The organism is Shinella sp. GW835-FHT14H05, from assembly GCF_058793575.1.
Genome location: NZ_JBXAFY010000003.1, coordinates 220,003 through 240,791, shown reverse-complemented (window position 1 = coordinate 240,791; position 20,789 = coordinate 220,003). Strand labels below are relative to the sequence as shown.

At 65.0% G+C, this 20,789-nt stretch carries 17 protein-coding genes; 3 read left to right on the top strand and 14 right to left on the bottom strand.

Features of this window, described 5'->3' with window-relative positions; genetic code table 11:
- Positions 1-26: 26 nt before the first annotated feature.
- Positions 27-590 (top strand): TetR/AcrR family transcriptional regulator, encoded by a 564-nt coding sequence (locus AC1Q6Z_RS12360; protein ID WP_435265736.1) that lies wholly within the window; start codon positions 27-29, stop codon positions 588-590.
- A gap of 16 nt (positions 591-606) precedes the next feature.
- Positions 607-1,452 (top strand): cupin domain-containing protein, encoded by an 846-nt coding sequence (locus AC1Q6Z_RS12355; RefSeq protein WP_492648023.1) that lies wholly within the window; start codon positions 607-609, stop codon positions 1,450-1,452.
- Between the two features lie 25 nt (positions 1,453-1,477).
- Here AC1Q6Z_RS12355 and AC1Q6Z_RS12350 read toward each other — a convergent pair whose 3' ends face one another.
- The 5 genes from AC1Q6Z_RS12350 to AC1Q6Z_RS12330 are packed head-to-tail and all read right to left on the bottom strand — an operon-like array spanning position 1,478 to position 7,668.
- Entirely contained in the window at positions 1,478-3,199 is a 1,722-nt protein-coding gene (locus tag AC1Q6Z_RS12350) for an acetyl/propionyl/methylcrotonyl-CoA carboxylase subunit alpha (RefSeq protein ID WP_492648022.1), read from the bottom strand.
- Between the two features lie 4 nt (positions 3,200-3,203).
- Positions 3,204-4,799, bottom strand: coding sequence for a 5-oxoprolinase subunit B/C family protein (locus AC1Q6Z_RS12345; protein WP_492648021.1), 1,596 nt, complete (start codon positions 4,797-4,799; stop codon positions 3,204-3,206).
- 6 nt (positions 4,800-4,805) lie between these two features.
- Positions 4,806-5,615: a putative hydro-lyase gene (locus tag AC1Q6Z_RS12340; RefSeq protein WP_492648020.1), complete on the bottom strand. Its 810-nt coding sequence runs from the start codon at positions 5,613-5,615 to the stop codon at positions 4,806-4,808.
- A gap of 9 nt (positions 5,616-5,624) precedes the next feature.
- Entirely contained in the window at positions 5,625-6,392 is a 768-nt protein-coding gene (locus tag AC1Q6Z_RS12335; protein WP_492648019.1) for a LamB/YcsF family protein, read from the bottom strand.
- Positions 6,393-6,405: 13 nt separating this feature from the next.
- A complete protein-coding gene (locus tag AC1Q6Z_RS12330) occupies positions 6,406-7,668 on the bottom strand; it encodes an NRAMP family divalent metal transporter (protein WP_435265742.1) in 1,263 nt (420 codons plus the stop codon).
- Positions 7,669-7,909: 241 nt separating this feature from the next.
- On the opposite strand from AC1Q6Z_RS12330, the gene AC1Q6Z_RS12325 reads away from it, so the two are divergent.
- Positions 7,910-8,572, top strand: coding sequence for a GntR family transcriptional regulator (locus AC1Q6Z_RS12325; protein WP_492648018.1), 663 nt, complete (start codon positions 7,910-7,912; stop codon positions 8,570-8,572).
- 14 nt (positions 8,573-8,586) lie between these two features.
- On the opposite strand, the gene AC1Q6Z_RS12320 is transcribed toward AC1Q6Z_RS12325, so the two are convergent.
- From AC1Q6Z_RS12320 to AC1Q6Z_RS12280, 9 genes are all read right to left on the bottom strand, one after another.
- Positions 8,587-10,596 (bottom strand): putative bifunctional diguanylate cyclase/phosphodiesterase, encoded by a 2,010-nt coding sequence (locus AC1Q6Z_RS12320; protein WP_492648017.1) that lies wholly within the window; start codon positions 10,594-10,596, stop codon positions 8,587-8,589.
- A gap of 221 nt (positions 10,597-10,817) precedes the next feature.
- The gene (locus AC1Q6Z_RS12315) at positions 10,818-12,347 is read right to left on the bottom strand and encodes an FGGY-family carbohydrate kinase (RefSeq protein WP_492648016.1); all 1,530 of its coding nucleotides are present in this window, start codon (positions 12,345-12,347) and stop codon (positions 10,818-10,820) included.
- Positions 12,348-12,435: 88 nt separating this feature from the next.
- On the bottom strand, positions 12,436-13,278 hold the full coding sequence (locus tag AC1Q6Z_RS12310) for a class I fructose-bisphosphate aldolase (protein ID WP_492648015.1): 843 nt from the start codon (positions 13,276-13,278) through the stop codon (positions 12,436-12,438).
- A complete protein-coding gene (locus AC1Q6Z_RS12305) occupies positions 13,251-14,999 on the bottom strand; it encodes a glycerol-3-phosphate dehydrogenase/oxidase (protein WP_492648014.1) in 1,749 nt (582 codons plus the stop codon). The genes AC1Q6Z_RS12310 and AC1Q6Z_RS12305 overlap by 28 nt, the downstream gene beginning before the upstream one ends.
- 12 nt (positions 15,000-15,011) lie before the next feature.
- Positions 15,012-16,007, bottom strand: a complete 996-nt coding sequence (locus AC1Q6Z_RS12300) for an aldo/keto reductase (protein WP_492648013.1) — start codon at positions 16,005-16,007, stop codon at positions 15,012-15,014.
- Positions 16,004-17,011, bottom strand: coding sequence for a sugar-binding transcriptional regulator (locus AC1Q6Z_RS12295; RefSeq protein ID WP_256116426.1), 1,008 nt, complete (start codon positions 17,009-17,011; stop codon positions 16,004-16,006). Before AC1Q6Z_RS12295 ends, AC1Q6Z_RS12300 begins: the two co-directional genes overlap by 4 nt.
- 1 nt (position 17,012) lies before the next feature.
- Positions 17,013-18,002 (bottom strand): ABC transporter permease, encoded by a 990-nt coding sequence (locus AC1Q6Z_RS12290; RefSeq protein WP_256116425.1) that lies wholly within the window; start codon positions 18,000-18,002, stop codon positions 17,013-17,015.
- 22 nt (positions 18,003-18,024) lie between these two features.
- Positions 18,025-19,551 carry a sugar ABC transporter ATP-binding protein gene (locus tag AC1Q6Z_RS12285; protein ID WP_492648012.1) on the bottom strand — a complete coding sequence of 509 codons (1,527 nt, stop codon included), beginning with the start codon at positions 19,549-19,551 and terminating at the stop codon, positions 18,025-18,027.
- 66 nt (positions 19,552-19,617) lie between these two features.
- Complete coding sequence (locus AC1Q6Z_RS12280; protein ID WP_256116423.1) at positions 19,618-20,646, bottom strand: substrate-binding domain-containing protein; 1,029 nt, start codon at positions 20,644-20,646, stop codon at positions 19,618-19,620.
- Between the last annotated feature and the right edge of the window lie 143 nt (positions 20,647-20,789).

Genomic DNA, 20,789 nt, shown 5'->3' with positions numbered 1-20,789 from the left:
AAGATCGCAACAGCATGGGTATCGACATGGCAAGACGTGGCACCGCACGCGAACGCATCCTCACCGCGGCCGAGGAGATCGTCGTCAAGGACGGCGTCTCGACGCTCACCTTCGACAAGGTGGCGGAGGTGACTGGGCTTTCCAAGGGCGGCATCCTCTACCATTTTGCCAGCAAGGACGCGCTGGTGCGCGCCATGGTCGAACGCTTCGTCTATCGCTTCGAGACCGGCCTTGCCGGGCTTGAGGGCACCGACGCCGAGCCGCATGGCCGCTATACCCGCGCCTATGTGGCGGCGACCATGGGCGACGCCGCCAGCACCGGCGACCAGTACGACCGCCTCGGCGCCAGCATCACCGCAGCGCTGTCGAACTTTCCCGATCTTCTCGAAATCGTCCACCAGCAGAACATCCGCTGCCAGGCGGCCGTCGAAAAGGACGGCCTCGACCCGGTGGAAGCCACCATCATCCGCCTTGCCATCGAAGGCATGTGGATGGCGGAGGTCTTCAACGTCATGCATCTCGACCCCGCCATGAAGCAGGCCGTCATCGAGCGGCTGATCGCCCGCACCCGCCCCGCTTCATCGCCTTGAAACAAAGGAGTTTTCCATGGGCTACAAGCCGTCCCCCCGTCCCGTCTTCGACCGGCCGAGCCACATTCCCTATGCCGGCGTCACACGCCATCTGTGGGGCGAGGAAAATGCCGGCCTCGTCGACGACTGGATCTATGCGTCCACGGAAAACATCCACCAGATCGTCTTCGGCATGCAGCCCGGCGGCTGCTTCAAGCACACCGACGCCTTCCGCACGATTTTTGGCGCGGATGAACTGCTCTATGTGATCAGCGGCACGCTGGGCCTTGCCAACCCGGAAACCGGCGAAGTCTGCATCGCCAAGCAGGGCGAGGCGCTGTTCTTCCGCAAGGACACCTGGCACCACGGCTTCAACCTCGGCGAGGAGCAGGTGCGCGTGCTGGAATTCTTCGCGCCGCCGCCGGCCAAGGGCACCTCCGGTCCCTATGCCCGCACCAAGCCGCTGCTTTCTGAAAACCGCTACATCCAGCAGGATTTTCTAGGCCGCTGGCCGATGGCGGCGGAGGCGCAGCGCGAGGCCCGCACGATCCATCCGAAGCGCGATGCCGACATGCTCTGGAGCCTCGATGCGGAAACGCAGGGCGCCTATACCGGCTTTTACTGCGCGACGGACCAGCTGACCGTCGGCAAGACGACAGTGCTCGGGGGCAAGCGTACGCGCGTGGAGCGCCACAAGGGCGACGAATGCCTCTATGTCGTCTCCGGCGTGCTCAACATCCACATTCCCGATGCCGAGGGCCAGGCCTGGTTCGAACTCAACCCGCGCGACGGCTTCTACATTCCCGCCGGCTTCGACCACCAGTATTTCAACATGGCGCACACGCCCTGCGAATTCGTCTTCGGCACCGCCCCGGATTATTGATCCGGGACGCGGAAGCCCAGGGACATCAGCCTTCGAACACCATCAGCGTGTCGCCGGCTTGCAGGTAATCGCCTTCCTTGACGCGGAGGCGCAGTTTTCCGGCCTTCGGGGCGAGAACCTGCGTTTCCATCTTCATCGCCTCCATCACCGCCACCAGCTCGCCTTCGGTGACAGTTGCGCCATCAGCGATCTTGAAGCTTTGCAGCGTGCCGGAGACCGGGGCGGCGATGCCATCCTCGGCCGGCTTGCTGCCAGCAGTGGCCACGCCCTGGTCGGCCGTTCCGAAGCCCGCGAACAGCAGGCTCGGCAGCGCCAGCGCGACGCGCTTGCCGTCGATTTCCAGGTGGGTGCGGATCAGCGTCGGATCGGCCGCCGGCTCCGGCCGTGCCATGGCGTCCGGCATGGCGGCGAAATCGGTCTCGATCCAGCGGGTATGCACCTTGAAGCCATCGGTGCCGATGAAATCCGCGGTGTCGATCGCCGCGCGGTGGAACGGCAGGACCGTCGCCACGCCCTCGATGCGGAATTCCTTCAGCGCCCGGCGGGCGCGGCGCAGCGCCTCTTCGCGCGTCGCACCGGTAACGATCAGCTTGGCCATCAGCGAGTCGAAGACGCCCGGGATGCTGGAACCGCTGACGACGCCGCTGTCGACGCGCACGCCCGGGCCGGACGGCGGATCGAAGACGGTGATCGTGCCCGGCGTCGGCAGGAAGCCGCGGCCCGGGTCTTCGGCATTGATGCGGAACTCGATGGAATGGCCGCGCGGTTCCGGGGTTTCGAGAACGCGCAAAGGCTCACCCTCGGCGATGCGGAACTGCTCGATGACGAGGTCGATGCCGGTGGTTTCTTCCGTCACCGGGTGCTCGACCTGAAGGCGGGTATTAACCTCCAGGAAGGAGATCGTGCCGTCGACGCCGAGCAGGAACTCCACCGTGCCGGCGCCGGAATAGCCGGCCGCGGCGCAGATCGCCTTTGCGGCATCGTGGATCTTCTGGCGCTGTTCCGGTGTCAGGAAGGGCGCCGGCGCCTCTTCGATGAGTTTCTGGTTGCGCCGCTGCGCCGAGCAGTCGCGGGTGCCGAGCACCAGCACATTGCCGTGTTTGTCGGCGATGACCTGCGCCTCGATATGGCGCGGCCGGTCGAGGAAACGTTCGAGGAAACATTCGCCGCGGCCGAAGGCGGCGGTCGCCTCGCGCACGGCGGATTCGTAGAGGTCGGCGACCTCCTCCATCTTCCAGGCGACCTTGATGCCGCGCCCGCCGCCGCCATAGGCGGCCTTGATGGCGACCGGCAAGCCATGTTCTTCCGCAAAGGCAATGACCTCGGCCGCGGAGGAAACCGGACCATCACTGCCGGCAACGAGCGGGGCGCCGACATTCTGCGCGATGCGCCGCGCCTCGACCTTGTCGCCGAGTGCCTCGATCACATGCGGGTCCGGCCCGATCCAGTTAAGGCCGGCATCCTGCACCGCCTTGGCGAATTCGGCGCGCTCGGAGAGGAAGCCGTAGCCCGGATGCACGGCATCGGCGCCGGCGCGCTTGGCGATGGCGATCAGCTTTTCGATGTCGAGATAAGTTTCCGCCGGACGCACGCCGCCGAGCCCGTAGGCCTCGTCGGCAAGCCGCACGAAGAGCGCATCGGCGTCCGGATCCGCATAGACCGCCACCGACTGGAGGCCGTGGTCCCGGCAGGCGCGCAGGATGCGCACAGCGATTTCGCCACGATTGGCAATCAGCACTTTCTTCATGGCGTTACTCCTGGCGGTTCGCGATATCGGCGAAGGGGCCGATCGGGCGGAAGCGAATCTTGGCGTTGATAGGGATCTGGCCGGCGAGATCGAGATGATATTCGGCGACCGCACCGATGACGGGATAACCGCCGGTCAGCGGATGATCGGCGAGGAAGAGCACCGGCTGCCCGCTGTGCGGCACCTGGATCGCGCCGGTCGCCGTGCCCTCGCTCGGCAGCTCGGCGCTGTCCTTGCGCTCCAGCGGGGTATCGCCGGCAAGGCGGATGCCAACGCGGCTCGATTGCGGCGTCACCTGCCAGAGCTGGCCCGTCAGCGTCTCGATGCCCTTCTGCGTGAACCAGTCCGTGCGCGGGCCGAGCACCACCTCAAGCGTCACCACATCGCCGGCCGACGGCGGATCGAAAGCGGAGATTTCGTCGGTTGAGACGCTCGTGAGCCCGTCCTTGCAGTCTCTCAGCGCAAGCACAGTCCCGGCCGTCACCGGCTCGGGGCCGACCACCGCCAGCGTATCGGTCGCCGCGCTGCCGAGGATCGGCGCGACATCGAAGCCACCGCGCACGGCGAGATAGGATCGCATACCCTTGCGGGGATGGCCGATCGTCACGACGTCGCCGGGCTCCAGCGAGATGGGCTGGTTGATCTCGAATTGGTTTTCGCGACCGGAGGCGTCGCGCACCGTCACGGGACACGGCGCGCCGGCAAGGCCGATCACCGCACGAACATTGCTCTCGAAGGAAATGCCACCGAGGGTGAGTTCGAGGGCCGGCGTGTTTGCCGGATTGCCGACGATGCGGTTTACGGCATTGAAGGCGCCGCGGTCGAGCGCGCCGGAGGCGGAAACGCCCTGCCCCGTCTGGCCGAAGCGGCCGAGGTCCTGGAACAGCGCCGGCATGGGGGATGCGAGCACCTTGAACTGCGGTGCATCCGCCGCGACGCTGCTTTCCGGGCGAGGCGCGGATGCGGGTATGCTGACCGTCTTGCCCGATTTTTCGAGGTCGAAGAAGCGGACGCGGTAGCCGGGCTGGAACAGAGCGCCCGGATCGCGGTCGATGTCCCACATTTTGACGGGCGTCGTGCCGATGATCTGCCAGCCGCCGGGGCTTGCCTGCGGGTAGACGCCGCTGAAGGCACCGGCGATCGCCACGGAGCCGGCCGGGATGCGGGTGCGCGGGCTCTTGCGTCGCGGCACATGCAAGGACGGATCACCGCCGACGAGATAGCCGAAGCCGGGCGCAAAACCGCAGAAGGCGACCGTGAATTCGCTTTCGGTATGGCGGCGGATGACCTCCTCGACGCTGAGGCCGATGAGTTCCGCCACGTCGGCCAGGTCTTCGCCGTCATAACGCACCGGGATTTCGACCAGATTCTCCGAGGGCGCAATCCTCGCCGAAAGGTCACGCGTGCCGATGCGCGCCGCGAGTTCCGCGGCAGAGATCTTTTCCGGGTGGAAGCGGATCATCAGCGTGCGGGCGGCCGGCACCATTTCCGCAATGCCGGCGATGGGCTCCGCCTGAAGCGAGGCGAAGAGGGCGAGCGTCTCGTCGAGATCGGCGAGCTCGACGAGGATGGTGGTCAGGCTGACGGGAAGAAAGCGCATGAACCCTCACGCATGATAGGCGGAATCGGGGATATCGGTGATAAACATGTAGCCGGGAGCATGCGTGATGGCGAAGGGCACGCCCGAGGCCATCACGGCCGCCTGCGGGGTCACGCCGCACGCCCAGAACACCGGCACTTCACCGGGTTCGATGCGCACCGCGTCGCCGAAATCCGGTTTAGCGAGATCGGTAATGCCGATCTCTTCGGGTGCCCCGACATGTACCGGCGCGCCGTGTACCGCCGGGAAACGGCCGGAAATCGTTGCCGCATCCGCCACCCGCGCGGCCGGGATCGGCCGCATGGAGACGACCATATTGCCCTTGAGGCGCCCGGCGGGGCGGCAGGCCTTGTTGGTGAGGTACATCGGCACGTTGCTCTTGTCCGTCATATGCCGGATCTCGATACCCGCCTCCACCATCGGCGTCTCGAAGGTGAAGGAGCAACCGATCAGGAAGGCGACGAGGTCGTCGCGCTCTGCCCAGGCCGCAGTCGCGTCGGGCGTCTCTTCGACAAGCTTGCCGTCCCGCCAGATGCGATAAAGCGGCAGGTCGGTGCGCAGGTCCGCACCGGGCGCCAGCAGCGTTGTTGGCGCGCCCGGGTCGGAAACGTCCAGCACCGGACACGGTTTTGGATTGCGCTGCGCGTAGAGCAGGAAATCGAAGGCCCAGTCGCGCGGCAGCACGATCATGTTGGCCTGCGTGAAGCCCGGCGCCACTCCAGAGGTCGGTTCGATGCGGCCGTCACGATAGGTTTTTCGCGCATTGCGGGCGGCTGTGGCATCGGTGTGGTTGAGATAGGCTGTGGGGATCGTCATGGCCGCGCCTCAGCTCTTGTCGGCGAAGGAGCGGATGGCGATGCCTTCCGCCTCGAAACGACGGCGGATTTCTTGCGCGATGGCGACCGCGCCGGGGCTGTCGCCATGCACGCAGATCGACTGCGCCTCGATGCGGATGACGCTGCCGTCGATCGCCTCCAGCGTGCCTTCGCGGGCGAGTTGCACCATGCGGTCGGCGATTTTTTGCGCGTCGTGCAGCACGGCACCGGCCTCGCGGCGGGAGACGAGCTCGCCCTTCGGCGTATAGGCCCGGTCGGCGAAGGCTTCGGCGACGACGGCAAGGCCGGCACGGCGCGCGAGATCGAGGATCGGCGCATTGGCGAGGCCCATCAGGACGAGCGACGGATCGATCGCCTTGATACCGTCGATCACCGCCTGGCCCTGCTTGGCATCATGGGCGATGCGGTTGTAGAGCGCGCCGTGCGGCTTGACGTAGCGCACGGTCGCTCCGGCCGCCGCGGCGACGCCCTTCAGCGCGCCGATCTGGTAGATCACGTCGGCGATCAGTTCTTCCGAGGTCGCATCCAGGTCGCGCCGGCCGAAGCCGACGCGGTCCGGATAGGAGACATGGGCGCCGATGACGACGCCGTTTTCCGCCGCCGCCTTGACGGTGCGGTAGATGCCGGCCGGGTCGCCGGCGTGGAAACCGCAGGCGATGTTGGCCGAGGAGACGACGGCGAGCATGGCGGCATCGTCGCCCATGCGCCAGGCGCCATAGCTTTCGCCGAGATCACTGTTGAGATCGATCGCTACCATGGTCTTTCTCCCTTTAACCGAGCAGGCTGAAGATGGTGCCGGCCGACTTGTAGCCCATATACCATGTCAGTGCGCAGACCAGGACGCCTAGGGCCAGCAGCCAGCGCGGGTAACGATAGCCGCCCATCAGGTCCTCGCGCTTCCAGGCGGCGAAGAGGAAGATGGAAAGGCCGATCGGCAGGATGAGGCCATTGAGGCCGCCGACGAAGACCAGCATCGCGGCCGGCGGAGTCGTCATCAGCAGGTAGCAGACGAGCGAGATGGCGATGAAGACCACCGTTGCCATGTTGCGGGCATGTTCGCTGATGTCCTGCTTGAAGACGGTGATGAAAGAGACCGACGTATAGGCCGCACCGATGACGCTGGTGATGGCCGCAGCCCAGAAGATGATGCCGAAGAGACGCAGGCCGACATTGCCGGCTGCCGCCTGGAAGGCCTGCGCGGCAGGGTTTGCGCCCTGGCCGGACGTATCGATGACAACGCCGCTGGCAACAACGCCGAGGATGGCGAGGAACAGCACGTAGCGCATCAGGCCGGTAACGGTGATGCCGGTCAGTGCCGCGCGGTTGACGGCGGGCAGGTTCTCGACGCCGACCATGCCGCGATCGAGCAGACGATGCGCGCCGGAATAGGTGATGTAGCCGCCGACAGTACCGCCGACGATCGTCGTGATGGTGGCAAAATCGATCGTGTCCGGCAGGACCGTCTGGAACAGCGCGTCACCAACGGGCGGACCGGAGACAAACGCGACGTAGAGCGTCAGCACGATCATCAGGATGCCAGCGAAGATGATGAAGCGGTCGACGGCAAGCCCGGCGCGCTTCGACAGGAAGATGCCGATCGAGAAAACGGCACTGATGGCACCGCCGATCTTCGGATCGAGGCCGAAGATGGCGTTGAGGCCGAGGCCCGTGCCGCCGATATTGCCGATGTTGAAGAACAGCCCGCCCACGATGACGAGCACGGCCAGCAGATGGCCGGAACCGGGAATGGCGGCATTGGCGACATCGGAGGCGCGCATGCGCGTCAGGGTGACGATGCGCCAGATATTGAGCTGAACGACGAAGTCGATGAGGATCGAGGCAAGAATGCCGAAGGCGAAGGCGGCACCCAGCTTGGTGGTAAAGGTCGCCGTCTGGGTGATGAAGCCCGGGCCGATGGCGGATGTCGCCATCAGGAAGATTGCGGCAACAAGCGCCGACCGACGGGATTTGACCGTATGAATGCCTTGCGCGACCACACCCTGGCCGGCAGGCACGGCTGAACTCTGTTCCATGAGATTTCTCCGCTCTCACTCCATCCGCCCCTCGCGGATTCCATGACCGAATGATGAACTGCTACACAAAAATGTCAATATTGTTCAACAATATTTCTGTATCGTTCCTTATTTATGCCTTTTTACCAACCACATAGCGCGAGATTCGGGACAGTTTCCGGCTCCACTGCCCCCGCATTCGTGCTAATGGCAGCGATGAAAGAGGGTTCGGACGCGGAAATGCCGGGCCGGGGAGAGTGGAATGACGGACGACGGAGATGGCCTGCCGCTTGCGGATCGACTGGCGCGGCGCATTCGCACGCTGCTGATCTCGGGCGAGCTTGCGCCCGGCCAGCGCCTGTCGGAGGCCGCCTTTAGCGAGCGTTTCGACGTCTCGCGCAATTCGCTGCGCGAAGCCTTCCGCCTGCTTACCAAGGATGGATTGCTGCGCCACGAGGCCAATCGCGGCGTCTTCGTCGCGGTGCCCAGCATGGCGTCGATCATCGATATCTACCGCGTGCGGCGCATGCTGGAATGTGGCGCGCTGCGCCAGGCCTGGCAGCAGCACCCGGCCATCCGCGTCATGCGCGAGGCCGTGACGATGGCGCGGCTAGAGCGCGACCAGGCGAACTGGATCGGCGTCGGCAGCGCCAACATGAAATTCCACGCCGCCATCATCGACCTCTCCGACAGCGTGCGGCTCAACGAATTCTATGAGCGCATCGCGGCCGAACTGCGCCTGTGCTTCGGGCTCCTGAACGACCCGGAACACCTGCATTCCCCCTTCGTCGACATGAACGACGCCATCACGACGCTGGTCGAGACCAACAAGCCGCATGAGGCGGCAGCACAGATGGAGACCTATCTCAACCTCGCCGAACGCACGATGCTGAAGGCGCTGGAGCGGGCCTCGGAACAGGTCTAGCGCGCGTCTCGCGCCTAGGCCACGTCGGCGCGGCGCAGCGGCACGACAAGACCCGTCGCCTCCGCGCGAAAAGGCTCCGGACGGCCGATCGAATAGCCCTGCGCATAGTCCACGCCGATGGTTTGCAGTGCGGCGAAAATCTCCGTATTTTCAACGAATTCGGCGATCGTCTTGCGCCCGGCGAGATGCGAGATCTGGTTGATCATCTCGACGGTCATCCAGTCCGCCTTGTCCTTCAGCATGTCGCGCACGAAGCTGCCGTCGATCTTCACGTAATCGACCGGCAGGCGCTTCAGGTAGGTCAAGGACGACATGCCCACGCCAAAATCGTCGAGCGCGAAACGGCAGCCCATGGCCCGCATCGCGTTCATGAAGGCGATGGCCTCGTCGAGGTTCTCGATGGCGCTCGTCTCCGTGATCTCGAAGCACAGCACATCGGCCGGCACCCGGCTGCGGCGCAGCGCATCGCGCAGGAACGGCAGGAAGGTATCGTCCTTCAGCGTTAGCCCGCTCAGGTTGATGGAATAGGTGCCCGAAATAGGACCCCGGCGCCGGCCGATAATATCGAGCGCATTGCGCACCACCCAGCGATCGAGCGAGGGCATCAGGCCGAAACGTTCGGCAGCCGGTATGAAGGCACCCGGCGCCAGCAGCTTGCCGTTCTCCTCCAGCCGGAGCAGGATTTCGCAATGTTCTTCCGCCTCGTCTGCCTCGCCGACGGGCGCGATCGCCTGGGAGAACAGCCGAAAGCTGTCCTCTTCCAGCGCGCGGTGCAGGCGCTGCACCCAGTGCAGATTGGCGGTGAACTGGGTCTGCGCCGCATCGGTCGTCTCGAAGACATGCACGCGGTTGCGCCCCTTCTCCTTCGCCATGTAGCAGGCGATATCGGCAGCGCGCAGCGCTTCCTGCAGCGTATAGCTACGCTCGGCGAGATGCACCACGCCGACCGAGGCGCTGATCGAATAACGGTGCCCGTTCCAGACAAAGTCGATCGCCTCGGTGATTTCACGAAGCCGCATGGCGATACGCAGCGCGTCTTCCGGCGAACAATTCGGCAGCACGATGCCGAACTCGTCGCCGCCGAGCCGTGCGAGCAGGTCCGTGCCGCGGATCGCCTTGACGAGATCGCGCGCCACCCGGCGCAGAAGCTCGTCGCCCGCTGCATGGCCGCCATTGTCGTTCACCGCCTTGAACTGGTCGAGATCGATGAACATCAGCGCATGGCGGGTCTGCGGCCCGTCCAGCATGCGGCCGAGTTCATCCTCGAAGAGCCGCCGGTTCGGCAGGCCGGTGAGGTCGTCGTGATGGGCGCTGAAGGACAGTTGCTCCTCAATCCTGCGCCGGTGCGTGAGGAAGCTGTTGAGCCGCCAAACGGTGAGCAGGATGAAGATCAGCGCCATCGCCACGTTGCTGACAAGGAGCACGGTCTGCACCTGGCGCGTGCCCTCGCCGAGACGATCGGAGAAGCGCTTGGTGAGCGGCGTCACCAGCGCGTTGATCTCGTCGAGCTGGCGCGTGATATCGCGGCGGTCGACATCGTTGACATGCTGGGATGTAACCGCCTCGCCGATCGGCAGCAACTGCATCAGGACGCCTTCGGCCGTGCGCCAGTCGCGAATGCAGGCTTCCATGACGGGCAGCCAGCGGAAATAGCGGAAAAGCCAGATGAGGCTCGGGATGTCGTCCGGATGGTTGGCGCCATCGAGGAAACCCTGGTATGCGGCCTCGATATCCGGCGGGCTCGCCTCCAGCGCCAGGCGCGCCGCGCGGTCTCCCATCGGTATCGCCATCGCCTCGTGGTAACGGTCGACGAAGGAGCGATTGCCGGATTCGGCATAACGGTTGAGGTAATAGAGCGCATCGTGCTGGCCCTTGGACCACAGGCTTTCACCGCTGACGAAGGCGCGCAGCGACGAGGTGACCTCAAGGCTGAACGTTGCAAACGCCGTCTGGAGAAGCACGATCAACACGAAGGGCCAGGCGACGGAAATCAGGCGAAGCGTGCTCCTGGGGGATCGCTTCATGGCCGCCCTCTGGCGTTAGCGGTCGCTGTCGTCCCGTCCAAAGGCCGTCCCCGTCTCACCACGTTCATTCCACGCCATCGCTTCGGTATCGACGATTGGAGCACAAGAGAGTGATGAAAGTGCTAATACAACCTTGAGATTGCATTCTATCGGGCATTATTTGGCACAGATCGAACGAGCCGGCCCCGGCGATGAAATCGCCGGGGCCTTACCCGAAGTGATCAAGCCGCGGCGTCCGCCGCCCTCGGCTCGCTCGCCGAAAGCCGCCGCCAGAGCGGCGTCATGGCCTCGGTGATATCCTTGTAGAGCGCATAGCGGCGATTGTAGTGCGCGGCAAGCGCGCCACTCGGCCGGTAATGCCGCTCGACCCGCACCATGGCATTGGCCCCTTCCGTGAAATCGGCGAAGAGGCCGACGCCCGTGCCCGCCGCGATCGCCGCGCCCAATGCCCCCGTCTCGCGTGAGACGGCGACGGTCACGGGCACGCCGAGCACGTCGGCAAAGATCTGCGGCCAGAGCTTGCTGCGCGATCCGCCGCCCGACAGCACCGCTTCATCGAAGGTGGCGCCCGCCTTGCGGATCGTCTCGATATGGTGGCGATGGCCGAAGGCGACGCCTTCGAGCAGGGCGCGCACGAGATGCCCCTTGGTGTGCCAGCCGGCAATGCCGTAGAAGCCGGCCCGCGCGTGGCCGTCCTGCTGGGCGCCGTAGAGATAGGGGTGGTAGAGCGGATCGTCCGCCGCCGGCTCCACCGCCGCGGCAAAGGCGCAGCAGGCATCGAAGGGCGAGACGCCCTCCTCATGTTCGCCCTCGAAGAACTCCCGCACCAGCCATTCCAGATTGGCGGCCGAGGTGGCGCTGTTTTCCATCGCCATGTAGCGCGTGCGGTCGAAGGTCGAGGACATGAAGACGGGGCCGTCGAGATCCGGACCGTCGATGATGACCTGGTTGATGCTCCAGGTGCCGGCGATGATCGAGGCACTGCCGGTGCGCGACACGCCCGAGCCCAGCGCCGAGGCAACGACGTCGAACAGCCCGCCGATGACCGGCGTGCCGGCGGCAAGCCCGGTTTCCCGCGCCACTTCTTCCGTCACCGTGCCGGCAATGTCGGCGCTTTCGATGAGCGGCGGCAGCAGGTCCATGCAGTCCCCAAGGCCATAGGCCTCCATCAGCGCCCTGTCATAGCGACGCCCTGCCAGATCGAGCAGCCCGGCGCCGGACATGTCCGATACCTCGCTGACGCGCTTTCCCGTCAGCCGGTTGACCACGAAATCCTTGGAGAAGAACACCGTGCCGATGCGCTGGAAAAGCTCCGGCCGGTTGCGCTTCAGCCAGGCGAGCAAGGTCGGCGTCTGGGACGGCCAGGGGCGCTGGCGGGCGAGCGGATAGGTCCGGTCGCCGACGCCCTGCGTGGCCCATTCCTCGACGAGGCCGGTCGCCCGCGTATCGAGCGACTGGATGCCGATGAGCGGCTCGCCGCCCCGGTCGAGCGCATAAAGCCCGTTGCCGTGGCCGGCGCAGCCGATCGCGGCGATGTCGCTCGCCGCGATGCCCGCCTTGTCGAGGCAGGTGCGGATGACGCGCCGGGCATTGGCCCAGAGTTCACCGAGATCGCGCTCGACATGGCCGGGATGCGGCATGCGGCTATGGCCTTCCTCCCCCGCATAGGCCACTTCCCGGCCCGTGCGGTCGAAAATCACCGCCTTGATGACGGTGTTGCCGGCATCGAGCCCCAGCAGATAGTTTTGCATTCTGAACCCCTCCCAAGGCGCATTTATCGTTTACGCAATTCCGGCCGGAAAACCGCTTCACACTTTTCCTGGAATTGCTCGTGCCCCATCAAGCCTTCTGGTACAGCGCGAAGGCTTCCTCGCCGCTCGCATCCTGGTGGATGATCGCCATCAGCCCGCGCACCACCGCACTCGGATTGGCATGCTGGTAGATGTTGCGCCCATAGACCATGCCCACTGCGCCCTGCTGCATCAAGGCCGCCGATTTGTCGAACACGGCGCGAAGATCCTCCTTGCCGCCGCCGCGCACCAGAACCGGGCAGCGCGCGGCTTCCACGACGCGGTGGAAATCCTCCGCATTGGTCGTCGGATCGGCCTTGACGATATCGGCGCCCATCTCGCGGGCGAGCCGCGTCAGGGTCACGATCTTTTCCGCATCGCCATCGACCATGTAGCCGCCACGCTCGGTGACGGGCTGCATGACAAGCGGCTCGATCATCAGCGGCATGCCGTATTTCTCGCAGTCCGCGCGCACGCGAGCAATGTTCTGCACGCATTGGCGGAAGAGATCCGGCTCGTCGGGCAGCATGAAGAGGTTGACCACCACGCAGGCGGCATCCATCTGCAGGGCGCCGATCAGCGGCTCGGCCTCGTTCTGAAGCACTGCCCACATGTCGCGGTGGCGGATGCGGTTATAGGGGTTGCCCATGTCGATGCGCATGACCAGCGCCGGCTTGTCCTTGCCGGGGATGTCCTGCAACAGGTCGGCCTGGCCGTAGTTCATCTGGATGGCATCCGGCCCGGCATCGACCAACGCCTTCACCACGGCCGGCACATTCTCCAGCCCGTCGAGGAAGGACGGCTCGTTGCACACGCCGTGATCGATCGCCACGTCCAGGCAACGGCCGTTGCCGAACAGCCGGTTCATCCGGACCTTGCGGTTGTCTCGCATAATTCACTCCTTTGTTCGTTCCTTGCGGAAAGGCTTTTTTCGGTGACGCCATGGCGCTCACCCATGAGGGTTATAAAACGGCTGCGCTCTTCGCCGGCCCGCTGGGCGGACCAGCCCTTTTCGGCGGCCAGCACGTCGAGGGCGGCCTCGGTCATGGCCAGCGAAAGTTCGCCGGTAATGGCAAGCGTCGTGCGGCGCGCCAGCAGGTCGTCGAGATGCTCGACCGCTTCGCAGCGGATGAGATGGATGAGTTCGCGGACGCTGTAGCCGTCATGCGGCAAGGGATGGTCCGGCGCTGCGGCGATGAAGCGGGCGACATCGGCGGCATCCGTGCCATAACGCTCGAACAGCAAAGCGGCCCGTTCCGTAGAAATGCCCGTCGAAGCTGCGAGGTCGCGAACCCAGCCGCTGCCGTCCTTCGGAAACGCCCGGCCGCCGCCGATGGTGCGCTCCGCCGTATCGACGCGGCGCGACTTTCCAAGCCGCTCCAGCGCCATGTCCGCGGCCATCTCGCCGAACGAACGGAACGTCGTCCATTTGCCGCCGATCATGCAGAGCACCGGCGGCCCGCCGTCCTGGCCTTCGAGCACGGTGCAGAAATGGTCGCGCGGGATGCGGCCGGTAAAGCTGTCATTGCTGGCCGGCAACGGGCGCACGCCGGCGAACTGGAAGACGATCTCCTCCGGCCGGATTTTGACGCCCGGCAGCACGAAAGCGAGCGATTGCAGGATATAGTCCCGCTCATCCGCCTCGCAGCGCACCGTGCCGGGATCGTCGACGCGGATATCCGTCGAGCCAACCAGCACCTTGCCGAGATAGGGGAAGAGGATGCAGATGCGCCCGTCCTCGTTCTCGTAATAGATCATGTGCCCGTCGAGCATGTCGCGCAGGCCGGCATTGTCGATGATCAGATGCGAGCCCTTGGTGCCGCCCACCAGCGGCGCGGGACGCGCCTCCTCCGGGAACAATGTGCCGTTCGCGATATCGATCCAGCCGCCGGTCGCATTGATGACCAGCCTCGGCTGGATGGATAACGTCTCGCCGGACACGCCATCGCGGAGTAAAAACTCTCCCGCACCCGCCTGCTCGACCTTCGCATAGTTCAGCGCCTTGGCATTCGAACCGGCGGAGAGGCCGTCGCGCAGAAGCTCGATGCCGATGCGCTCCGGGTGGCTGACCCAGGCGTCGTAGTAGGTGGCGGAATTGCGGATCGCCGGATTGAGCGCCGGCCATTTTTCCAGCGTCGCCTTGCGGCCGCGGAACTGGTGTTTCGGCATCAGCGCGCGTTTGCGCGTCAGGAAATCGTAGATGCCGAGGCCCGTCTTGATGGCGATGGCGCCGCGGCGGCTGGGGCGGCGCGTGAGGCCGAGGAAACGCACGATGCCATTGGCGAGACCGGAAAAGACGTCGAAGATCGGCACTGTCGTCGGCAGCGGCGCGACATAGTGCGGGGCGTTGCGCAGCAGCCGGTCGCGCTCGACGAGCGATTCCTGCACCAGGCTGAATTCGCCGTTTTCCAGATAACGAAGACCGCCGTGAACCATGCGCGAGAGGGCGGCACTGGCGCCGGAGCAATAGTCGTCCTTCTCGACGAGCAGCACGTCGACGCCCTGCAACGCCAGCTCGCGGAAGACGCTGAGCCCGTTGATGCCGCCGCCGAGGACGCACACGTCCACCTTCGGGCTCCGGCGAAGCCCGTCCATTGTCTCTGCACGGTTCATGATGGCAGCCCGTTATCCGTCCATGGTGGCGAGTTGCGCCGATATGGCGGCGTTGATGGCCGCAAGATCGTCACTCGAAAGCCTGAGCGTGCCGGCCCGCGCATTGTCGAGCGCCTGCGCCGGGTTTCGCGCGCCGCAGAGCGCGAAGGTCACGCCCTCCTGCGCCAGCGTCCAGGCGATCACGACTTGCGCGATGCTGGCGCCGTGGCGTTCCGCGACCGGCCGGATCGCCTCGGAAAAATCCTTGGCCTTCTGCCGGTTGGCGACGGAGAAGCGCGGATTGTCCTTGCGCTGGTCGTCACCGGCAAACACCCGGTCCGGCCCGATCGTGCCCGACAGCAGGCCGAGCGCCAGCGAGGAATAGCTGAGCGTTGACACGCCGCTTTTGATAGTGAGCGGCAGCAGGTCCGCCTTGATCTCGCGATCGATCATGCTGAACCGCTCCTGGATCGCATCGAGCGACCCGGTGGCAATATATTGTTCGAGTTCCGAACGGTTGACGTTGCTCGCGCCGATCGCGCGGACCTTTCCGGCCTTTTTCAGTTCTTCCAGCGCCGCGACGGTCTCTTCGATCGGCGTCGTCGGGTCCTGCCAGTGGGTAATGTAGAGGTCGATATAGTCCGTGCCGAGCCGGCGCAGGCTTTCTTCGACCTCGTGGATGATCCCATCCCGACCGAGATAGCGGTGCACCGGCTTGCCGTCCTGGTCGAAGAAGTGGTTGCCCTTCTGCGTATGCCAGACGAGCCCGCATTTCGTCGCGATCACCGCCTTGTCGCGGCGGCCTGCCAGCGCCTTGCCGACGATCTCTTCCGAGCGGCCGAGGCCATAGGCGGGCGCGGTATCGATGAGGGTCACGCCGGCATCGAGCGAGGCCTGTATGGCGGCAATCGATTCCGCCTCGTCCGTGCCGCCCCACATCCAGCCGCCGATCGCCCAGGTGCCGAGGCCGACGGCGGAGGCCTTGACGCCGGAGCGTCCGATGTCACGGGTCAATTGTTCGCCGCTCATGCGGAAAATCCTTCCTGGGATGCCATGTCGAGAATGCGTGCGCCGGTCGCCTCGTCGGTGACGAGCGTATCGAGATGGTTGCCGCGCAAAACGCTGAGGATCGGGCCGGCCTTGTTCGGGCCGCTTGCGACTCCGATCTTTGTCGGGATCGACGCGAATTCCTTGAGCGTCAGCGAGACCAGCGAGCGGTTGAGGCTGTAGTCGCAGACACGACCGTGATCATCGAGCAGGTGGGCGAGCAGTTCGCAGCTCGCGCCCGAGCGCTCGATTGCCGCGCGGTCGGTGCTGGAGGACGGGTGCAGGTCGTAATAGCTCGAATCGTCCGTGAGGATCGAGCCGATGCCGACCACCGCCACTTTCGCCTCCCGCGCCCGCTGAAACACATCCGCGACGGAGCGCATGTTGATCAGCATTTCGCGCTGTTCGGCATCGTCGGCGAAGAGCGGCGCGTGGATCTGGTAGGAGCGCCCGCCGAGCCGGTCGGCCATCATCGTCGAGACGTGGTTGACGTCGGTGTAGTGTTTGCCCTGCACGCAGCCCGTGCCGGGAATGACCTCGACATCGAAGCGGCGCGGTGCCTGGAGGCCGGCGACGACGGCGCTGACGCCCTTGCCGCCGGTGATGCAGATCGTGTCGCCATCGGCGATCTCTTCGAGCAGCAGCCGGGCCGCCGCCTCGCCGACCGCCTGAAGTGCTGTCTGCGGATTGTCGGAGACCGTGGGCACCACGACGGCGCGGCTGATGCCGCCGAGCGCCAGAAGCCGTTCTTCCATGTCGACCAAGGGCTCGACCGGCGACTTGATCTTGATTTCGACGAGGCCGAGCTGGCGGCCGCGCTTGATGAGGCGGTTGACGGTGGCGTGCGACAGGCCGAGCTGGTCGGCGATCTGCGCCTGCGTCAGGCCTTCCAGGAAGTGCAGCACGAGCGCCTGGTGCATCTGGCGGGCAATGACGATCTCTTCGCGCGGCGCCGTGGTCTTGGGTTTCAGCTTGGCGATCGGCATGTCAGGCGGCCTTCCGCTTGTGCATGAAATGGTCGATGGAGACGGCGGCGAGCAGGATGCAGCCCTTGATCATGTCCTGCCAGTAGACCGAGACATTGAGCAGGATCAGCGACGAGGTGACGACCGAGAGCAGCGCGATGCCGAGGATCGCACCGAGAATGGTGCCCGAGCCGCCGTTGAGCGAGGCCCCGCCGATGACGGCTGCGGCGATGATGTTGAGCTCCATGCCGGCGCCGAAGGTGGGGGTCGCCGCCCCGAAGCGGGACATGTAGATGACGCCTGCGACACCGGCGAGCGTAGAGCACAGCACCGTCACCCAGAACTTTACCTGGTTGGTCTTGATGCCGGAATAGAGCGCGGCCTTCTCGTTGCTGCCGGTATAGAAAACCTTGCGGAAGGCGGTCGCCCGGCGCAGCAGAAAATCGAACAGCACGACGACGGCGACGAAGATCAGGATGACATAGGGCACACCGTAGAACGTGCCCTGCCCCACCGCCTTGAAGCCGGCGGGCAGCGTGAAGAGCGAGAGCGGCGTGCCCTTGGTGATGATGAGGCAGAGACCGCGCACGATCACCATCGCGGCCAGCGACGTGATGAAGTGGTTGAGCCCGACGACGGTCACGAAGAAGCCCATGATGCCGCCGATGGCGCTGCTCGCAAGAATGCCTATCAAGGAGGCCGTCCACGGATCGAGCCCGGCGAGGAACAGCGAGCCGGACAGCACCATCGCGAAGCAGACGACGGAGCCGACCGCCAGATCGATGCCGCCGACGATGAGCAGGATCGTCATGCCGACGACGACGATGCCTTCGACGGAAAAGCTCATCAGCATGGCGCGGAAGTTGCCGAGCGTCAGGAAGTGCGGCGAGGCGAAGCTCATGATCACGCAGAGCGCGAGGATGATCGCGATCAGCCCGGCCTCGCGCATCGTGCCGATGCGCTTGAAGGACGATGTCTTCGGCGCGCCTGCCGCCATCGTGTCGATTGCCATTCCCGTCTCTCCCAGTTTCTTCTCACGCGGCATGGTTCGCCGCCTTTGCCGTGCCCATGCCCGAGGCCAGGCGGATCACGGCCTCCTCCGTCATCTCGTCCGCGCCGAGTTCACCGGCGATGCGGCCTTCGCGCACCACAAGCACGCGGTCGCAGAGCCCAAGCAGTTCCGGCATTTCCGAAGAGATGACGATGATGCCGATGCCCGAGCGCGCAAGATCGCGCAGCAGGCGGTGAATTTCGGTCTTCGCGCCGACATCGATGCCGCGCGTCGGTTCATCCATCAGGATGACCTTCGGCTTGACCGCAAGCTGCTTGGCGATCGCCACCTTCTGCTGGTTGCCGCCGGACAGCGACTTGACCGGCGCATCGACGCCGCTCATGCGCACCCCGAGCCGCTTGGCAAAATCCTCCGCCAGGGAAGTCTCCGCCCGGCGCTTCAGCATGCCGGCAGGGTTGGTCAGCGCCTTCAGGTCCAGCACGGAAATGTTCTGCGCGATGGACAGTTCGAGAAAGACACCGGACCCCTTGCGGTCCTCGGACAGGTAGACGATGCCCGCCTTCACGGCATCCGAATAGGATTTGATCTTCTGCGTATCGCCATGCAGGCGCACCGTGCCTTCCGAGCGTGGACGAAGCCCGCAGATGCCCTCGGCGATTTCCGTGCGGCCGGAGCCGATGAGGCCGCCGATGCCGAGGATTTCGCCCTTGCGCAGTTTGAAGCTGACATCCTGGAAGCGCGCATCATCGCCGATGCGGTCCACTTCGAGGATGGTGGTGCCCATCGCTTCGTCCGCGCCGAGCTTGTCCGGATAGAGCTGCGTGATCTCGCGCCCGACCATGCGGCGCACCACGTCATCCGGCGTCACGTCGACAATGCGGTCGGTGCAGACGTAGCGGCCGTCGCGGAACACGGTGACCCGGTCGCACAGGCTGAAGATCTCAGCCATGCGATGGCTGATATAGATGATCGAGATGCCATTCGCCTTGAGGTCGCGGATGATCGAGAAGAGCTGCTGCGCCTCGGTTTCGGTCAAGGCGGCGGTGGGTTCGTCGAGGATCAGCACGCGGCAGTCGAGCGTCAGCGCCTTGGCGATCTCGACGAGCTGCTGGCTGGAAATCGGCAGGTCCGCGACCTTCCGGCGCACATCGATGGCGGCAAGACGGTTCATCACCGCCTGCGCGTCGCGTTCCAGCGCGCGGTAATTCATGAAGGGCGTGCGGCGACGGTTGGTCGCGGCCATGAACATGTTTTCGGCGACCGTCGCATCCGGGCAGAGCGCGATTTCCTGGTGCACGAGGCCAATGCCGAGCGACTGGGCGGCAGCGGGCGAGGCGATGCGCACGGCCTTGCCGTCGACACGGATTTCGCCTTCGGTCGGCTGCAGCACGCCGGCGATGATGTTCATCAGCGTCGACTTGCCGGCACCGTTTTCGCCGCAGAGCGCATGGACCTCGCCGCGTTCGAGCGTGAAATCGACGTCGGTCAACGCCTTCACCGCCCCGAAATGCTTGGTCACGCCGTGAATGGTGAGCACCGGCTCCGCCATCGTCTTCCTCCCTCTCCTTTCGAGACCATCCGCGCCGCGAGGCGCGGATGGCGTTCGTTTAGGAGCTTACTCCTCGATGCCCTTGGTGCCGCGACGCTTCAGGTACTTGTCCCAATAAAAGTCGTCGGCGTTTTCGGCGGTCACGATCGACAGGCCGTTGTCGACGACCGGGATGCTCATCGGGTTGAAGCCCGAGCGCTTGGCGTCGTTCATCGGGTCGATCAGTTCCGGGTGCTTTGCCAGCCACAGCAGCATGAAGCCCATGTAACCCTGCATGCCCTGGTTCGGGTTGATCGAGCCGAAGACTTCGCCGGCCTTGATCATGTCGAGGATGTTGGCGTTGACGTCCGCGCACATGACGAGGACCTTGCCGCCCGCTTCCTTGTTGGCCTGCGCCGCGCCGATCGCCGAGTTGGCTTCCGGCATGAAGACGGCGCCGAGGTTCGGATTGGCCTGAATGAGGCTCGACAGGCCCTGATAGGCCTTGGTCGGATCCTGGTTGGAGGCAGCGCGGCCGACCAGCTTCATGTCCGGCCACTTCTCTTCCATGCGGGCGATGAAGGCGGCGATGCGCTTGTCGTGGTTGTCCTGGCCCGGATTTTCCAGAACCGCATATTCGCCCTTGCCGCCCAGCTTCTCGGCAATCGCGTCGGCGGCGTAGGTGCCTTCACGGGTGTTGTCCGAGGTGATGAAGGAAACGCGCTTGGAGAGCGGCGAGTCGGCCGCAAACGTCACGACGGCCGTGCCCTGGTCGATGGCGCGGTTGATCGGCTCGATGAACGGGTCGGAGTTCATCGGATGCACGAGAATGCCGGCCGGGTTCTGCGCGAGCGCCTGGTCGAAGGTGGCGATCTGCTTGTTGACGTCATATTCCGGCGTGCCGGTATATTCCGTCTCGCAGCCGAGCTGCTGGCCGGCCTGCTTGAACATTTCATAGACCGGGAACCAGTATTCGACGCCCGAGACCATGACGTTCATGACGTATTTTTCGCCCGGCTTGCAGCGGAACGGGTTTTCCGTCTCGGCCGCCGCGGAACCGGCAAAAAGCGTTGCTGCGAGGACCGCCATCGCGGTCGTGCTCAGAAAAGTGCGCAAGTGTCCTCCTCGGGGCAAAGACCCCTCCCAAAAACCCGTTGGCGCCGAAACGACGCCGATGATCGCGTTGAAATCCGGATTTCCTCCTCGAAGTCCGGTATGGGCAGGTAACCGCATGACGCGGCCCCTGTCAATATAATTCA

Excerpts from the sequence above, each read along its gene's own strand:
- AC1Q6Z_RS12320 (WP_492648017.1), bottom strand. The coding sequence starts at position 10,596 with ATGAAGCGATCCCCCAGGAGCACGCTTCGCCTGATTTCCGTCGCCTGG.
- AC1Q6Z_RS12340 (WP_492648020.1), bottom strand. The coding sequence starts at position 5,615 with ATGACGATCCCCACAGCCTATCTCAACCACACCGATGCCACAGCCGCC.
- AC1Q6Z_RS12285 (WP_492648012.1), bottom strand. The coding sequence starts at position 19,551 with ATGGCGGAGCCGGTGCTCACCATTCACGGCGTGACCAAGCATTTCGGG.
- AC1Q6Z_RS12300 (WP_492648013.1), bottom strand. The coding sequence starts at position 16,007 with ATGAGCGGCGAACAATTGACCCGTGACATCGGACGCTCCGGCGTCAAG.
- AC1Q6Z_RS12325 (WP_492648018.1), top strand. The coding sequence starts at position 7,910 with ATGACGGACGACGGAGATGGCCTGCCGCTTGCGGATCGACTGGCGCGG.
- AC1Q6Z_RS12290 (WP_256116425.1), bottom strand. The coding sequence starts at position 18,002 with ATGGCAATCGACACGATGGCGGCAGGCGCGCCGAAGACATCGTCCTTC.
- AC1Q6Z_RS12310 (WP_492648015.1), bottom strand. The coding sequence starts at position 13,278 with ATGCGAGACAACCGCAAGGTCCGGATGAACCGGCTGTTCGGCAACGGC.
- AC1Q6Z_RS12295 (WP_256116426.1), bottom strand. The coding sequence starts at position 17,011 with ATGCCGATCGCCAAGCTGAAACCCAAGACCACGGCGCCGCGCGAAGAG.
- AC1Q6Z_RS12345 (WP_492648021.1), bottom strand. The coding sequence starts at position 4,799 with ATGCGCTTTCTTCCCGTCAGCCTGACCACCATCCTCGTCGAGCTCGCC.
- AC1Q6Z_RS12315 (WP_492648016.1), bottom strand. The coding sequence starts at position 12,347 with ATGCAAAACTATCTGCTGGGGCTCGATGCCGGCAACACCGTCATCAAG.
- AC1Q6Z_RS12305 (WP_492648014.1), bottom strand. The coding sequence starts at position 14,999 with ATGAACCGTGCAGAGACAATGGACGGGCTTCGCCGGAGCCCGAAGGTG.
- AC1Q6Z_RS12350 (WP_492648022.1), bottom strand. The coding sequence starts at position 3,199 with ATGAAGAAAGTGCTGATTGCCAATCGTGGCGAAATCGCTGTGCGCATC.
- AC1Q6Z_RS12360 (WP_435265736.1), top strand. The coding sequence starts at position 27 with ATGGCAAGACGTGGCACCGCACGCGAACGCATCCTCACCGCGGCCGAG.
- AC1Q6Z_RS12335 (WP_492648019.1), bottom strand. The coding sequence starts at position 6,392 with ATGGTAGCGATCGATCTCAACAGTGATCTCGGCGAAAGCTATGGCGCC.
- AC1Q6Z_RS12330 (WP_435265742.1), bottom strand. The coding sequence starts at position 7,668 with ATGGAACAGAGTTCAGCCGTGCCTGCCGGCCAGGGTGTGGTCGCGCAA.
- AC1Q6Z_RS12355 (WP_492648023.1), top strand. The coding sequence starts at position 607 with ATGGGCTACAAGCCGTCCCCCCGTCCCGTCTTCGACCGGCCGAGCCAC.